At 73.8% G+C, this 15,489-nt stretch carries 12 protein-coding genes; 8 read left to right on the forward strand and 4 right to left on the reverse strand.

Features of this window, described 5'->3' with window-relative positions:
* The first annotated feature begins 66 nt into the window (after window positions 1-66).
* From QCD66_RS06360 to QCD66_RS06370, 3 genes are all read left to right on the forward strand, one after another.
* Window positions 67-1,107, forward strand: a complete 1,041-nt coding sequence (locus QCD66_RS06360; RefSeq protein ID WP_364221723.1) for a lactonase family protein — start codon at window positions 67-69, stop codon at window positions 1,105-1,107.
* Between the two features lie 239 nt (window positions 1,108-1,346).
* Complete coding sequence (locus QCD66_RS06365) at window positions 1,347-3,080, forward strand: substrate-binding domain-containing protein (RefSeq protein WP_375734039.1); 1,734 nt, start codon at window positions 1,347-1,349, stop codon at window positions 3,078-3,080.
* Window positions 3,081-3,311: 231 nt separating this feature from the next.
* Complete coding sequence (locus tag QCD66_RS06370) at window positions 3,312-4,802, forward strand: sugar transferase (protein ID WP_357543503.1); 1,491 nt, start codon at window positions 3,312-3,314, stop codon at window positions 4,800-4,802.
* 49 nt (window positions 4,803-4,851) lie between these two features.
* Here QCD66_RS06370 and QCD66_RS06375 read toward each other — a convergent pair whose 3' ends face one another.
* Window positions 4,852-5,982, reverse strand: a complete 1,131-nt coding sequence (locus QCD66_RS06375) for a PP2C family protein-serine/threonine phosphatase (protein ID WP_375734040.1) — start codon at window positions 5,980-5,982, stop codon at window positions 4,852-4,854.
* A 57-nt stretch (window positions 5,983-6,039) separates the two neighbouring features.
* Between QCD66_RS06375 and QCD66_RS06380 the strand changes: the two genes are divergently transcribed.
* A complete protein-coding gene (locus tag QCD66_RS06380) occupies window positions 6,040-6,519 on the forward strand; it encodes a MarR family transcriptional regulator (RefSeq protein ID WP_364221714.1) in 480 nt (159 codons plus the stop codon).
* Window positions 6,520-6,640: 121 nt separating this feature from the next.
* Here the strand turns inward: QCD66_RS06380 and QCD66_RS06385 are convergent, their stop codons facing one another.
* Complete coding sequence (locus tag QCD66_RS06385) at window positions 6,641-7,936, reverse strand: ROK family protein (protein WP_375734041.1); 1,296 nt, start codon at window positions 7,934-7,936, stop codon at window positions 6,641-6,643.
* 74 nt (window positions 7,937-8,010) lie between these two features.
* Here QCD66_RS06385 and xylA point away from each other — a divergent pair, with 74 nt between their 5' ends.
* From xylA to QCD66_RS06405, 4 genes are all read left to right on the forward strand, one after another.
* On the forward strand, window positions 8,011-9,198 hold the full coding sequence (gene xylA, locus QCD66_RS06390; protein WP_375734042.1) for a xylose isomerase: 1,188 nt from the start codon (window positions 8,011-8,013) through the stop codon (window positions 9,196-9,198).
* A 141-nt stretch (window positions 9,199-9,339) separates the two neighbouring features.
* Window positions 9,340-10,761, forward strand: coding sequence for a xylulokinase (gene xylB, locus QCD66_RS06395; RefSeq protein WP_375734064.1), 1,422 nt, complete (start codon window positions 9,340-9,342; stop codon window positions 10,759-10,761).
* 64 nt (window positions 10,762-10,825) lie between these two features.
* Entirely contained in the window at window positions 10,826-12,307 is a 1,482-nt protein-coding gene (locus tag QCD66_RS06400; protein WP_375734043.1) for an MFS transporter, read from the forward strand.
* Window positions 12,308-12,324: 17 nt separating this feature from the next.
* The gene (locus QCD66_RS06405) at window positions 12,325-12,597 is read left to right on the forward strand and encodes a hypothetical protein (RefSeq protein ID WP_357543515.1); all 273 of its coding nucleotides are present in this window, start codon (window positions 12,325-12,327) and stop codon (window positions 12,595-12,597) included.
* A 56-nt stretch (window positions 12,598-12,653) separates the two neighbouring features.
* On the opposite strand, the gene QCD66_RS06410 is transcribed toward QCD66_RS06405, so the two are convergent.
* Both QCD66_RS06410 and QCD66_RS06415 read right to left on the reverse strand, forming a co-directional pair.
* Window positions 12,654-14,258, reverse strand: a complete 1,605-nt coding sequence (locus tag QCD66_RS06410) for an alpha-amylase family glycosyl hydrolase (protein WP_364221776.1) — start codon at window positions 14,256-14,258, stop codon at window positions 12,654-12,656.
* Between the two features lie 185 nt (window positions 14,259-14,443).
* Complete coding sequence (locus QCD66_RS06415) at window positions 14,444-15,469, reverse strand: LacI family DNA-binding transcriptional regulator (protein ID WP_364221701.1); 1,026 nt, start codon at window positions 15,467-15,469, stop codon at window positions 14,444-14,446.
* Between the last annotated feature and the right edge of the window lie 20 nt (window positions 15,470-15,489).

The following is a 15,489-nucleotide window of genomic DNA, read 5'->3' on the forward strand; positions in this document are numbered from 1 at the left end:
CCGCCGGTTCTGGTTGGATCGTAACCGGGGCCAATGCGGCGGATCAGGCAGAAGACGGAGCTTCGAGTGGCTGACAGTGGCGAACTGGTGCATATCGGGTGTTACACCCCGCAGGGCGGCGGACGCGGCAAGGGTATCGTCGCCGCCCGCCGCGACCCGCGTACCGGCCGGCTCGACATTCTCGGCACGGTCGCGGCCACCCCGTCACCGTCGTTCCTGACCCGGCACCCCCGGCTGCCGGTGCTCTACGCCGTCGGGGAACTCGACGACGGCGTGGTCACCGCCTGGGGCATCGGGCCGGACGGCGGACTGGCACCGCTCGGCAGCCAGCCGACCGGTGGCGCCCACCCCTGCCACCTCGCCGTCTCCGCCGACGGCGGCCACCTGTTCAGCGCCAACTACGGCGGGGGGAGCGTGGCCGTACACCCGCTGGACCCGGCCGGGGTCCCTGGCCCGCGCTCCGACCTGATCGAGCACCACGGGCACAGCGTCGACCCCGACCGGCAGGCCGAGCCGCACGTCCACATGGTCTCGCCCGACCCGGACGGCGGCCCGCTGCTCACCGTCGACCTCGGCACCGACGCCGTCTACCGCTACCAGCTCGACCCGGCCACCGGGCGGCTCGGCTCCTACGGCACCCCGGTGCGGACCTCGCCCGGCACCGGTCCGCGCCACCTCGCCAGGCACCCCGACGGCCGGTTCTTCCTGGTCGGGGAACTCGGCGCGACGCTCCACGAGTACGGCCCCGATGGCGCCGGCACCGTGCACGAGAGGTCCCGGGTCCCGGCCAGCGAACGCCGCGGCCACGTCCAGCCCTCGGAGGTCGCCGTACGCGGCGACGGCCGCTTCGTCTACGTGGGCAACCGGGGCGTCGACACGGTGAGCGTGTTCGCGCTGGACACCGCGCAACCGCGGCTGGTGGCCGAGGTCGGCAGCGGCGGGCACTGGCCCCGGCACCTCGTCGTCACCGGCACCCACCTGTACGTCGCCAACGAGCGTTCGGACACGATCGGCGTCTTCGCCGTCGACGCGGAGAGCGGGGTGCCGACGCCGCTCGGCGAGCCGGTCCCGGTGCCCAGCCCCACTTGCATACTTACGACCACCTGACGGCCGCTATGCGTAATAAGTGTGAAGTGTCGTCTCATTCGCCGGTTGGGTGATTGCTGAAACGCCCCGGGATCAGGGTGCTACCAGCGGTTACTGAAATTTCCTCCGAGGTTCCGCCTCCGTAACTTTCGACCGAACGTACGTGGCAGTCGCCGGGCGGCTTCAGCACTATGGGGACCGTGCCGGGCCGCCATCGCATGCGAAAAAGCTTCCGTGGAACGAGCGCCATCGCGTCCGCGATGGCGCTCGTCGTCGTAGCCGCCGGAGGTTGGTTCGCCTACCGGACCGTGCTCGGAGCCGACTGCTCCGGCCGGGTGCCGCTCAACGTCGCCGCCGCACCCGAGATCGCGCCGGTGATCGAGGCCGCCGCGGCCGAGTGGGTCGAGGACGGCGCGGCCGTCGACGGCACCTGCGTCGCGGTCACGGTCAGCGGCACCGACTCGGTCGACGTCGCGGCCGCCGTCGCCGGACTGCACGGCATCTCGCTCGCCGGGGTCGGCCGGGCCAGCGGCACCGCCGTCATGCCCGACGTCTGGGTGCCCGACTCGTCGACCTGGCTGCTGCGGCTGAGCGCGGCCGCGCCCGGATTCGCCCCGACCAACAACGCCCCGGTGGCCCACAGCCCGGTCGTGGTCGCGATGCCCGAGCCGGTCGCCACCTCGTTCGGCTGGCCCGACAAGCAGCTCACCTGGGCCGACCTGCTCCAGCAGATCACCACCGGTACCCAGCTGCGGACCGGCATCGTCGAGCCGACCCGGGACTCCGCCGGGCTGTCGCTGCTGCTCGCCGTCGGGGCCGCCGCCAGCGCCGCCGGCGAGGGCGCCCAGCAGGCCACGACGGCGGCGCTGCGGGCCCTGGCGACCGGCCGCTCCGCACTGCGTCAGGACCTGGTCGCCCGCTTCCCACGGTCGGCCGACCCGGCCTCCGTCGCCTCCGCGCTGGGCGCCGCCGCGCTCTCCGAGGAGGACGTGATCGCCTACAACGCGGCCCGGCCGCCGATCACGCTCGCCGCGCTCTACCCGCAGCCGGCGTCGATGGCGCTGGACTACCCGTACGCGATCCTGCCCGGCACCGATCCGGCCCGGGCCGCCGCCGCCGAGGGGCTGTTCTCGGTGCTCGACACCGCGGCGTTCCGGGACCGGCTCGGCGCCCGTGGACTGCGTGGCCCGGACGGCACCTGGGGCCAGGGCTTCGAGGCGCCGCGCGGGGCACAGGCCGGACTGCCGTCCCCGCCGTCCGCCGCACCGGGCACGAGCGCGTCACCGGACCCCGGCGGGTCGGCGTTGCCCGGCGCACCGGCCCGCGGCCCCGATCCGGCGGCGGTCGAGCGCGCCCTGTCCACCTGGACGGCGGTGACCCTGCCCGCGCGCATGCTGGCGGTGATCGACGTGTCGGGATCGATGCTGCAACGGGTGCCCACCGCCGGCGGCGCCACCAGGATGCAGGTCACCCTCCAGGCCGCCCAGCGCGGGCTCGGTCTCTTCGACGACTCCTGGGCCGTCGGGCTGTGGACCTTCTCCACCGAGTTGTCCGGCGGGCGGGACTACCGCGAGGAGCAGCCCGTCGGTCCGCTGAGCAGCCAGCGGAGCAGGCTGCTCAGCTCGCTCAACGCCATCACCCCGAAGCCGGACGGCGACACCGGCCTCTACGACACCGTGCTGGCGGCGTACGAGAGCATGCAGGAGGGGTGGGAGCCCGGGCGGGTCAACTCCGTCGTCATGCTCACCGACGGTCGCAACGACGACGACAACGGCATCTCGCAGGAGAAGCTGCTCAGCGACCTGCAGGCGCTCGTCGACCCGCGCCGGCCGATCCAGGTCGTCATCATCGGCATCGGCGACGGGGTGAGCCGCGACGAACTGGACGCGATCACCAAGGTGACCGGGGGTGGCGTCTTCGTCACCGAGGACCCGGCGAAGATCGGCGACATCTTCCTCCAGGCGATCGCGCTGCGTCCGGCCGCACCCGGCTGACCTGCGACTCAGCGATGGACGACAATGCCGAATCACGTTGAGTGGTGCCGTGGCTGCGATCTGCTCCCGCGGATGAACCTATGGCCGCAATCAAGTGACAGTTTTTTGTCGCAAGGTCTGGACGAGTACCCACGTAGGCAAAGATGACTGAGTGCCCGGAGCAGCCGGCTCGCGTTCATGAGCCGGGTGATGTTCCGGGTTTTCGTCGACTTCTGACCTGGGGGTGGATTGGTGTCGTCGGCGACGCTTTCGAGCCCCGCCGCGGTCCAGGCGGGCGCCGGGCCGCAGGCCCGGGCCGAATCGCTGCGGATACGGCAGCGGGCGTACATCCGCGCGATCTTCGTCCTGGACACGGTCGTCCTGGTGCTGGCGGTGCTCGGCGCCTACCTGATCCGGTTCGGCACCTCCGAACCGCGTGGCCGCGGCTCCGACATCTCCTACCTGATAGTCGGACCCGCCCTGGTGCTCGTGTGGCTGCTCTCGCTCAAGCTGCTGCACTGCTACGACGACCGGGTGCTCGGCTACGGCGCCGACGAATACCGCCGGGTCACCTCGGCCAGCCTCCGGCTCGCCGCCACCGTGGCGATCGCCGGATACATCGCCGACGTCGGGGTCGCCCGCGGCTTCCTCGCCCTCTCGTTCGCGCTCGGCATCGCCGGAATGCTGGTGGCCAGGTTCGCCGCCCGCAAACGGCTGCACCGGGCCCGCTCGCGGGGCGCCGGCTGGTCCCGGCAGGTACTCGTCGTCGGTGACACCGCCCACGTGCTCGAACTCGTGCACACCTTGCGCCGCGAGCCGTACGCCGGCTACGAGGTGGTCGGCGCCTGCATCCCCGACGCGCTGCTCGCCCCCGTACCCCAGCGGCTCGGCGACGTACCGGTCGTCGGCTCGTTCCGGGGCATCCCCGACGCCGCCGCCGCGACCGGCGCCGACACCGTGGCCGTCACCGCCTCCGGCGAACTCACCGCCACCCGGCTGCGCCGGCTCGGCTGGCAGCTCGAGGGCACCGGCATCGACCTGGTGCTGGCACCGGCGCTGACCGACGTCGCCGGCCCGCGCATCCACACCCGGCCGGTCGCCGGATTGCCCCTGATCCACGTCGAGGCGCCCGAGTTCCGCGGCGCCCGGAAGTTCATCAAGGGCCTGGTCGACCGCTCGTTGTCGCTGATCGCGCTCACCCTGGCGCTGCCCGTACTCGCCGTCATCGCGCTGACCATCAAGCTCGACAGCCGGGGCCCGGTCATCTTCAAACAGGTCCGGGTCGGGCAGGGCGGCAAGGAGTTCGGCGTCTACAAGTTCCGCACCATGGTGGTCAACGCCGACGCGCTGCTCGCCAAGCTGGCGGCCAGCAACGAGACCGACGGCCTCATGTTCAAGATGCGCGACGACCCCCGGGTCACCCGGGTCGGCAAGTTCCTGCGCAAGTGGTCGCTCGACGAGCTGCCCCAGCTGGCCAACGTGCTCTTCGGGCACATGAGCCTGGTCGGCCCGCGCCCGCCGCTGCCGTCGGAGGTGGCCCGCTACGACGGCGACGTGGCCCGACGGCTGCTCGTCAAGCCCGGCATGACCGGCCTGTGGCAGGTCAGCGGCCGATCCGACCTGACCTGGGAGGACGGCATCCGCCTCGACCTCTACTACGTCGAGAACTGGTCGCTCGCCGCCGACCTCGCCATCCTCTGGAAGACCTTCGGCGCGGTGGTCAACAGCCGCGGCGCCTACTGAGCCCGCCGCTCCGCCCCACCCGTCCGGGGATGCGGGGGAGCGGCGGCGGTCAGTGCTGCGGGCCGGTCCAGTCGAGGCAGACGGCCACGGCGTCGTCGACCAGGTCGCCGGAGACGAAGGCACGCACGTCGCCGAGCAGCGAGCGCACCGCCTCCAGCGGTGCCAGCGGGCGGGTACGCCGGACGAACCGCTCCAGCGCCGACTCGCCGTACCGGGTGTTCGTCGCGGTGGCGTCGGAGATGCCGTCGCTGAGGACGAACAGCCGGTCACCGACCTGCAGGTCGAAGCTCTGGGCGTGGTAGATCGTGCCGTCGAACATGCCGAGCGGGAACTGCGCCTCCAGCCGCTGCTCGACCACCTCGCCCTCCCGCAGCAGCAGCACCCGGGGCGAGCCGGCGTCGACGGCGAGGACCTTCCCGGTGGCCAGGTCGAGTTCGAGCAGGAGCGTCTCGATGTGCTGCACACCCCGGTGGTGGGCGTAGACGGCCTGGTCGGCCAGGGACGCCTGGTCGGCCAGGGACAGCCCGGCGCGGCGGGCGTTGCGCAGCGCCTGGATCGCCAGGGTGGTCAGGGTGGCGGCGGTCACCCCTTCACCCATGCCGTTGACGGTGGCGAGCCAGGCCCGGTGCCCGTCGTCGGCCCAGTCGAAGCTGTCGCCGCGCACCGCGTACGCCGGCTCCAGTTGGCCGGCGAGGCTGAACGACGACCGGGACCGGCTGCGGCCGGGGAGCAGCTCCCACTGCATCTCCGCCGCGAGGGTCAACCGGCGGGTACGCGCCGCCACCGAGTAGCGGTCGGTGCTGGAGCGTACGGCGGCCAGTTCGTGCCCGAGCGACGTGGCGATCTCGGCCAGCTCGTCGCGTAGTCGCGGGTCGTCGGGTACGGCTCGCAGGCGCAGCACCCCGATCCGGTCGCCGCGCATCGTGACCGGCAGGTAGAGCGTGTCCTCGTGGAGGATCTCGGCCTGGTGGTCGAAGCTGCGCCAGGCCGGGTCGCCGGGCGACGTCACCGGCCCGTCCCCGCAGAGCGGCAGGAGCGCGGCGATCCGGTAGTCGACCTGGAGAAGTTCCGTCCCGGTGACGCCGTACGCCTTGGCCAGCGCCCCGCCGAGGCACTCGACGATCTCGTCGGCGGGTGCCGTGGTCAGGGATCGCCGCACTCCGATCAGCCGCTCGTACATGATCCGCCCCCTGGCTTGTCCGGCGGCGGGTGCCGCGAGGGTAGTGTCAGGCCCACCATGGCCGAACACCATGGTCCAGACGGGCCGGAACCGAGTATCGCCGCCGAGGTGGACGCCGCGGCGGAAGCGTTGCTGTCCGTGTGGGATTCGGCACGTGAGCGGGCCACCAGCCGGTTGTCCGGATCACAGCTGCGCGCGGTGATCATCGTCGAGCAGTACGACGGGATCAACCTGCGCGGGCTGGCCGAGAGCATGGGCATGATCCTGTCGTCGGCGAGCCGGCTCTGCGACCGGCTGGTCGCGGCGGGGGTGCTCGAACGGGTGCCCGGCCGGGCCGACCGGCGGGAGATCTCGCTGCACCTGACCCCGGTCGGTCAGACGTTGCTCGCCGAGCTGCGCCGCGACCGGCGGGAACGGCTGGCGGCGGTGCTCGACGCGATGAGCGCCGGCAGCCAACAGGCGCTGCTGCGCGGGCTGCGTGAGTTCGAGTCGGCGGCCCGCGCCGAGACGGCCGAGGACGAGGCCCGTTCGGCCTGACCCCGGATCCGGGCGGGCGCCTCGCCGATCACGGCCGGGCGGGCGCCGCACTGGTCACGGCCGGGCGCGGACACCGTCACGGGCGGGCGGGCGCCGTCACGGCCAGGCGGCACCGCCCCGGTCACGGGCGGCCGCCGGCCAGCCAGCGGGCCGGCCGGTCCAGCACGGCCCGTACGACGGATCCGGCCGCACCCACCACCGCCGCGTCGCCGCCGAGCCGGGAGGCCCGGACGGTCACCGGTGACCATCCGGCGGTCAGCACCCGGTGGTTGACCTCGTCCTCGACCGCCGGCGCGAGCCAGGGGGTGAGGGGGGCGTAGACACCGCCCAGCACGACGGTGTCTACGTCGAGCACGTTGATCACGCCGGCCACGGTGACGCCGAGGGCCGAACCGGCGTCGGCGAGGGCTCGCAGCGCCGCCGGGTCGGCCGCCTCGGCGAGGCTGGTCAGCCGGGCGACGGCCTGGTCCGCGGTGTGGCCCCGGTCGGCCAGGCCGGCTGCGGCCAGGATCGCGTCCTGCCCGGCGTACCGCTCCAGGCAGCCTCGGGCGCCGCAGCCGCACGGCGGGCCGTCGGGCCGTACCGCGACGTGGCCCAGTTCGCCGCTCCAGCCGCGGGCGCCGCGCAGGAGGGCGCCGTCGAGCACGATGCCGGCGCCGATCCCGATCTCGCCGGAGACGTAGAGGAAGCTGGCCGGGCCGGCGGTGTGCAGTTCGCCGAGGGCGGCCAGGTTGGCCTCGTTGTCGACGGTCAGCGGCGCCCCGGCCAGGGCGGGATGCCCGTGCACGAGGGCGGGTACGTCGACGTCGCGCCAGCCGAGGTTGGGGGCGAGCCGGACGACGCCGTCGGCGGTGACCAGTCCGGGTACGGCCAGCGCGGTGCCGGCGTGCGCCAGCCCCTGCCGTTCGGCCTCGCCCCGTACGGCGGCGGCGAGGTCGGCGACCCGGGCCAGCACGTCCCGGGGCCCGGCCGGGCGCTGGTCGGCGCGGTGGACGACGCGGTGCCGGACCCGGCCGGTCAGGTCGACGACGCACGCGGCGAGGTAGTCGACGTTGATCTCCAGCCCGAGCCCGGCCGGCCCGTTCCCGGCGAGCACCAGGCCGAGCGCGGGCCGCCCGGCGCCGGCACGTGGGGTGGGAGCGACCTCGGTGACCAGCCGGCCACCGATCAGGTCGTCGACGAGTGCGGAGACGGTGGCCCGGGTCAGCCCGGTCGCGGCGGCGATGTCGGCCCGCGACGGCACCCGGCCGCCCGCCGCGGCCGTCCCGCCGGTGCCGACGGTCCCGCCGGCCGCGTCGGTGCCGCCGGCCGTCGGCGGACCGGTCGCGATGTGTCGCAGGACCAGGCCGAGGTTGTGTTCGCGCAGGCTGGCCTGCCTCACCGGGGTGTTGCCCGACCGTGTGCCAGCCTGCGCCATGACCTTGACAGTGCCATAGCCGCGCCAAATAATTCAACGAATAAACAAATCAAACGTGTTACGTGGAGGTCGCCATGGCAGCCCAGCCCACGCCCGCTGACAAGTTCTCCTTCGGCCTGTGGACGGTGGGGTGGCCGGCCCGCGATCCGTTCGGCGACGCGACCCGGGCCGCGCTCGACCCGGTCGAGGCGGTGCACCGGCTCGCCGAACTCGGGGCGTACGGCATCACGTTCCACGACGACGACCTGATCCCGTTCGGTTCCGACGACGCGGCCCGCCACCACCACGTCGGCCGCTTCCGCAAGGCGCTCGACGAGACCGGCCTGGTGGTCCCGATGGTCACCACCAACCTGTTCACCCACCCGATCTTCAAGGACGGCGGCTTCACCAGCAACGACCGGGACGTACGCCGGTTCGCCCTGCGCAAGGTGCTGCGCAACATCGACCTCGCCGCCGAACTCGGGGCGCGCACCTTCGTGATGTGGGGTGGCCGCGAGGGCGCCGAGTACGACGTGGCCAAGGACATCCGGGCCGCGCTCGACCGCTACCGCGAGGCGGTCAACCTGCTCGCCGGCTACGTGCTCGACCGCGGCTACGACATCCGGTTCGCGATCGAGCCGAAGCCCAACGAGCCGCGCGGCGACATCCTGCTGCCGACCGTCGGTCACGCGCTGGCGTTCATCAACGAACTGGACCACCCGGAGCTGGTCGGCCTCAACCCCGAGGTCGGGCACGAGCAGATGGCCGGGCTCAACTACGCGCACGGCATCGCCCAGGCGCTGTGGGCCGGCAAGCTGTTCCACCTCGACCTCAACGGCCAGCGCGGCATCAAGTACGACCAGGACCTGGTCTTCGGCCACGGCGACCTGCTCAACGCGTTCGCCCTGGTCGACCTGCTGGAGAACGGCGGCCCGGACGGCGGGCCGGCTTACGACGGCCCCCGGCACTTCGACTACAAGCCGTCGCGGACCGAGGACTTCACCGGGGTGTGGGCCTCGGCGGCCGCCAACATGCGCACCTACCTCCTGCTCAAGGAGCGGGCCGCGGCGTTCCGCGCCGACCCGGAGGTGCGCCAGGCGCTGGCCGACAGCCAGGTCGACGCCCTCAACGAGCCGACGCTGAACGCGGGGGAGACCTACGCCGACCTGATCGCCGACCGGTCGGCGTACGAGGAACTCGACGCCGACGCGGTCGCCGCGAAGGGCTTCGGCTTCGTACGTCTCAACCAGCTAGCCGTGGAGCACGTCCTCGGCGCCCGCTGACCCCACCCTCGATCACCGTGATCAGGGAGTATTTCCGGCGTGTCGACGGCGCGCCGGCGTACCCACTCCCTGATCACGGTGATCTTGGAAGAGGGCGGGGCAGCGGGTAGAGTTTCGGATCTGTCGATGCGGAGGCCAGTCATGCCGTACGTCGCCGGAGTCGACTCGTCGACCCAGTCCTGCAAGGTGGTCGTCCGCGACGCCGAGACCGGCGCGCTGGTCCGGCAGGGCCGGGCCGCCCACCCCGACGGCACCGAGGTCGAACCGGCCGCCTGGTGGGCGGCACTCCAGGAGGCGATCGACCAGGCCGGCGGGCTCGACGACGTGGCAGCCGTGTCGATCGCCGGCCAGCAGCACGGCATGGTCTGCCTCGACGAGGACGGCAAGGTGGTCCGGCCGGCGCTGCTGTGGAACGACACCCGCTCGGCCGGCGCCGCCGCCGACCTCGTCGCCGAGTTCGGCGGCGACCGGGCCGGCCGGCGCGCCTGGGCCGAGGCGGTCGGATCGGTGCCGGTCGCCAGCCTGACCGTCACCAAGCTGCGCTGGCTGAGCCGGCACGAGCCGGCCGCCGCCGACCGCACCGCCGCCGTCTGCCTGCCGCACGACTGGCTCACCTGGCGGCTGGCCGGCGCGCCCGGCCTCCCCGCCCTGCGCACCGACCGCGGCGACGCGAGCGGCACCGGCTACTGGTCGCCGGCCACCGGTGCCTACCGCACCGACCTGCTCCGGCACGCCTTCGACGGGCGCGAGCCGGCCCTACCCAGGGTGCTCGGCCCGACCGACCCGGCCGGCACCCTGCCGGCCGGCGCCCGGGTCGGCCCCGGCACCGGCGACAACGCCGCCGCCGCGCTCGGGGTCGGCGCCCTGCCCGGCGACGTCGTGGTGTCGATCGGCACCTCCGGCACGGTCTTCAGCGTTGCCGACCGGCCGGCCGCCGACGAATCCGGCGCGGTCGCCGGATTCGCCGACGCCACCGGCCGGTTCCTGCCGCTGGTCTGCACCCTCAACGCCGCGCGGGTGCTCGACGCGGCCGCGACGATGCTCCGGGTCGGCCTCGACGACCTCGCCACGCTGGCCCTGGAGGCGCCACCCGGCGCCGACGGCCTGGTCCTGGTGCCCTACCTGGAGGGGGAGCGGACCCCCAACCGTCCACACTCGACCGGCGCGGTGCATGGCCTGACGCTGCGCACCGCGACCCCGGCCCACCTGGCCCGCGCCGCCGTCGAGGGCATGCTCTGCGCCCTCGCCGACGGGCTGGACGCCCTGGTGGCGCAGGGCGCCGCCGTCAACCGGGTGATCCTGGTCGGCGGCGGGGCCCGGTCCGAGGCGGTCCGCCGGATCGCGCCCGAGGTCTTCGGCGTCCCGGTGCTGGTCCCGCCGCCCGGCGAATACGTGGCCGACGGCGCCGCCCGCCAGGCCGCCTGGGTCGCCCTGGGTGGTGCCGAGCCGCCACCGTGGTCGGCGAGCCAGGCCCGGGAGTACGTCGCCACCCCCGCCCCGCACGTCCGCGAGCAGTACGCCGCAAGCCGCGACCTGGTCCGGGACCGTCCGGTCACCGGTTAGCGCGTCGCCGGCCCCGGGTGTTGCCGGTGCCGGCGGCGTGGGTGATCCTGGTGCGGTGCCGAGGATGACCAGCGGGGTCGGGCCGCGTGGGGGCAGCCCGGCCCACCGGTTCTACAGCGTCGTCGTCTTCGTCGTCCTCGCCTCGCTCGACAACGTCGCGATCGGGCTCGTCCCACCGCTCTACGGGCCGATCTCCGAGTCGTTCGACGTACCCGTCAGCGCCCTCGGCCTGGTCACCGCACTCACCTTCCTCGTCAGCGCGGTCGCCTCCGTCGCCTGGGCGTACGTCGGCGACCGCACCGACCGCAAGCCGCTGCTGGTCGCCGGCACCCTGCTGTGGGCGGCCGGCACCGCCGGCAGCGCGCTCGCCGGCGGCGCGGTCGGCGGGCTGGCCACCGGCTACGCCGGCTTCGTCGTCGCGCAGATCGTGGCGGCGATCGGGCTGGGGGCGGTCGGGTCGGTCGGCTTCTCGGTCGTCACCGACCTGATCTCACCGCGCCGCCGTGGCCTGGTGATGAGCTTCTGGGGGCTGTCGCAGGGCATCGGCACCCTGACCGGCACCCTGGTCGCCGGGCTGCTCGGGTCCGTCGACTGGCGCCGCCCGTTCCTGGTGCTCACCGTGGTCGGCCTCGCCGCGACCGCCGCCTACCTGTTCACGTACGACATCCGGCGCGGCGCGAGCCAGCCCGAACTGGCCGGTGTGCTCTCCGCCGGCGGCGACTACGACTACCGGATCGGCCGTGCCGACCTGCCGAAGATCGTCGGCCGGCGCAGCAACGTGTGGCTGATCCTCCAGGGCCTCACCGCCCAGGCGGCGTTCGGGTCACTGGTCTGGCTGCCGGTGCTGTTCCAGCAGCGGGCTCTCGACCAGGGTTACTCGACGCCCACCGCGATCGTGGTCGGCAGTGTCTTCGCGACCCTGTTCCAGCTCGGCGGGGTCTTCTCCATCGTCGGCGGCCTGGTCGGCGACGCGCTGCAACGGCGTACCCCGCGCGGCCGGGCGATCGTGGCCTCGGTCGGCATCCTCGCCGCGGTGCCGTTCTACGTCGCCCTGTTCTTCGTGCCGATGCGCATCGACGTGCCGGACGGGGCCGGCGGCGGCGCGGTCACCGCCGCCGTGCTGCGCAGCGTGGTGTCCGAGCCGACGGTCGGCCTCAGCTTCCTCACCGCCGTCCTGGCCCTGGCACTGACCTCGGCGAACTCCCCGAACTGGTTCGCCCTGATCGCCGATGTCAACCCGCCCGAGCACCGGGGCACCGTCTACAGCCTCGGCAACCTGGTCAACGGGGTGGGCCGGGCGGCCGGCAACGGGCTGGTCGGCGTCGTCTTCGGCGTACTGCGCGGGGCGTTCCCACCCCCGCTGAACTACGCCGTGGGGCTCGCCGCCTTCCAGCTGTTCTTCGTGCCGACCGGGATCATGTACTGGCTGGCGTCACGCACCGCCCCCCGCGACATCGTCGCCGTGCACGACCTGCTGACCGCGCGGGCGGCGGGGGCCGGACCGGACCGCACCGACCGGTCGGCCGAGGGCACTTCCGGCCGTTGATCGGCAAGCTTGGCAGCATGCAGAACGCTCACCCGCTGCCGGCCCGTGTCGCCGGCTGGTTCGGGCTCGTCGCACATCTCGCCACCCTCGTCTGGTACGCCGCCAGCGGCCTGCTCGCACCCGGCTGGGCGGTGCTGCTCCTGCTGCTGGTGTGGGCCGGGCTGCTCGTCGTCGCGATCGTGCTGCTGCGCCGCCGTCCGGCGTACGTGCCGCTGGTGCCGGTCGTGGCGGCGCTGTTCTGGTTCGGCGCCATCTCGGCCGGGGAGGCCTGGCTCGGCTGGACCGGCTGACGACACGCTCGTCACACCGGCCGGTCCCGGGCCCGGAACCGGCCGGTCGACGTGTCTCAGGCGCGGGCCCACACGGTGACGTCGGTCGGCACCCCGCCGTCGGAGTCGAGCGGACCGCTGCTGAGCAGCGGCTGCGTGCCGGCCGGCAACCCGACCGGATCGGCCCCGAAGTTCGTCACCACGAGCAGGTCGCCGTTACGGAACGCGAGCACGTCGTCGGCGGTGTCCACCCAGGACAGCGTGCCCCGGCCGAGCCCGTGTTCGCGGCGCAGCATCAGCGCCGCCCGGTACATCTCGTACGTCGCCCCGGCCACCTCCCGCTGGCGGTCCAGCGCGTACTCGGCCCACAGCGCCGGCTGCGGCAGCCAACTGGCGTCGGTCGGCCCGAAGCCGTACGACGGCGCGTCCGCCTCCCACGGGATCGGTACCCGGCAGCCGTCGCGGCCCCGCTCGGCGCCGCCGCTGCGCTTCCAGGTCGGGTCCTGCCGGGCGTCGTCGTCCATCGTGGTGTGTTCGGGCAGCCCGAGTTCCTCGCCCTGGTAGAGGTAGGCCGATCCGGGCAGGGCGAGCATCAGCAGGGTGGCCGCCCGGGCCCGGCGCAGCCCGACCGCGGCGTCCGGCTGCGGGTCGCCGGCCCCGATCCCGTTCGGCTTGGGCGTGCCGGGCGGCAGCCCGAGCCGGGACGCGTGCCGTACGACGTCGTGGTTGGACAGCACCCAGGTGGTCGGCGCCCCGACCGCGTCGGTGGCCGCCAGCGAGCGGGTGATCACCGCGTACTGGGCGGGCGCGGTCCAGGCCGCCAGCAGGTACTCGAAGTTGAACGCCTGGTGCATCTCGTCGGGGCGGACGTAGGCGGCCAGCCGCTCGGCCGGCTGCACCCAGGCCTCGGCGACCAGGATCCGCTCGCCCGGATAGCTGTCCAGCAGCCGGCGCCAGTCCCGGTAGATCTCGTGTACGCCGTCCTGGTCCCACATCGGCGGCCGTACGCCCTCGCTGCCGCCGCCGCTCAGCGGCTCCTCCGGGTAGTGCCAGTCGGCGAGATCGGCCTGCTTCACCAGACCGTGCGCCACGTCGACCCGGAAGCCGTCGACGCCACGGTCGAGCCAGAACCGCAGGACGTCCTCGAACTCGGCGCGTACCTCGGGCAGGTCCCAGTTGAGGTCGGGCTGGCCGACGTCGAACAGGTGCAGGTACCACTGGCCGGGCCGACCGTCGGGGTCCGGCACCCGGGTCCAGGCCGGCCCGCCGAAGACGCTGCGCCAGGTGTTCGGCGGCTCGGCGCCGTCGGTGCCCTTGCCGTCGCGGAAGACGTAGCGGGCGCGGGCCGGGCTGCCGGCCGGGGCGGCGAGTGCCTCGACGAACCACGGGTGCGCCGACGAGGTGTGGTTGGGCACCAGGTCGACGATGACCCGCAGGCCCCGGGCGTGCGCCTGCGCGATCAGCTCGTCGGCGTCGGCCAGCCGCCCGAAGATCGGGTCGACGTCGCGGTAGTCGGCGACGTCGTAGCCGGCGTCCGCCTGCGGCGACGGGTAGAACGGGGACAGCCAGACCGCGTCGACCCCGAGTTCGACGAGGTGGCCGAGGCGGGCGGTGATGCCGGGCAGGTCGCCGATGCCGTCACCGTCGATGTCGGAGAACGAGCGCGGATAGATCTGGTAGATGACGGCGTCACCCCACCAGGCGGGCGGGACGGCGGCGGGCCCACCCTGGGCCGGGGAATCCGTGGCGGAGGTTTCGTGCGTGTTCAGGGCGCTACTCCCGTCAGTTCGTGCCGGATCGACCTGTTTCCACCGTACTGGTCGAGCCGCTGGATCCGGGTGGACCGGTCGTGGCGCGGTCGACTCTCTCAACCTGCCCGCGGCGGCGCCGTCGACTCCCGTACGACCAGCCGAGTGGGCAGGATCACCGGCGGCTCGACGGCGTCGGCGGGATCGCCGTGGCCGAGCGGGCCGAGCAGCAGGCGGGCACCGATCCGGCCCTGCTCGGCGGCGGGCTGCGCGACGGTGGTGAGCCCGACGACGCCGGCCACGTCGTGGTCGTCGATGCCGATGACGCTGATGTCGTCGGGCACCCGCAGCCCGGCCTGCCGCAGCGTGGCCATCGCTCCGAAGGCCATCTCGTCGCACGCGGCGAAGATCGCGGTGGGCAGCGGGCCACGGCGCAGCAGTTCGGCGGTGGCCCGGCTGCCCCCGTTGATGGTGAAGTCGGCCTCGATGTCGAGCCGGGGATCGGGTTGCACACCGGCGGCGAGCAGTGCCCGCCGGTGGCCGATCCGCCGGTCGATGTGGGTGGTGAAGGCCAGTTCGTCGGACGGGTCGCCGGAGATGTGCGCGATCTGCCGGTGCCCGAGGGCGAGCAGGTGGTCGGTGGCGGCCGCGGCGGCCGCCCGGTCGTCGATCAGCACCCGAGGCCACCCGGGTACGGCGGTGCCGGAGCTGATCGTGACGCCGGGCAGGGCCAGGTTGGTGACCGCCACGAAGTCGGCCGGCCCGAGCGGGGTGGCCACCAGCATCACGGCATCGACCCGCTTGTGGAGGTTGGCGGTGTGCAGCAGCCGCTGGCGGGCGTGCTCGCGGCCGCCGAGGTTGTACAGCAGCAGGTCGTAGCCGGCGTCGTGCAGCGTCTCCTCGGCGGCCTCGACGACCGTGGCGAAGAACCAGCGGGTGACCCGGGGGATCACCACCGCGACCGCCCCGCTGCGGCCGCCGGCCAGCCGGGAGGCGCTGGGGGAGGCGGCGTAGCCGAGTTCGGCCGCCGCCTCCAGCACCCGTTCCCGGGTGGCCGGCGACACCGTCGGCAGCCCGCGCAGGGCCCGCGAGACGGTGGCGGTGGAGACGCCGGCCCGGCGGGCCACGTCGTCGATCCTGGTCACCGGACCACCCCCGCCACCGT

This window comes from Polymorphospora sp. A560 (assembly GCF_045781765.1).
Taxonomy (GTDB): domain Bacteria; phylum Actinomycetota; class Actinomycetes; order Mycobacteriales; family Micromonosporaceae; genus Polymorphospora; species Polymorphospora lycopeni.

Bases quoted from the DNA above. Each gene is read 5' to 3' on its own strand.
- xylA (WP_375734042.1), top strand. From the start codon at position 8,011: ATGGCAGCCCAGCCCACGCCCGCTGACAAGTTCTCCTTCGGCCTGTGG.
- xylB (WP_375734064.1), top strand. From the start codon at position 9,340: ATGCCGTACGTCGCCGGAGTCGACTCGTCGACCCAGTCCTGCAAGGTG.
- QCD66_RS06400 (WP_375734043.1), top strand. From the start codon at position 10,826: ATGACCAGCGGGGTCGGGCCGCGTGGGGGCAGCCCGGCCCACCGGTTC.
- QCD66_RS06380 (WP_364221714.1), top strand. From the start codon at position 6,040: ATGGCCGAACACCATGGTCCAGACGGGCCGGAACCGAGTATCGCCGCC.
- QCD66_RS06405 (WP_357543515.1), top strand. From the start codon at position 12,325: ATGCAGAACGCTCACCCGCTGCCGGCCCGTGTCGCCGGCTGGTTCGGG.
- QCD66_RS06365 (WP_375734039.1), top strand. From the start codon at position 1,347: ATGGCGCTCGTCGTCGTAGCCGCCGGAGGTTGGTTCGCCTACCGGACC.
- QCD66_RS06375 (WP_375734040.1), bottom strand. From the start codon at position 5,982: ATGTACGAGCGGCTGATCGGAGTGCGGCGATCCCTGACCACGGCACCC.
- QCD66_RS06385 (WP_375734041.1), bottom strand. From the start codon at position 7,936: ATGGCGCAGGCTGGCACACGGTCGGGCAACACCCCGGTGAGGCAGGCC.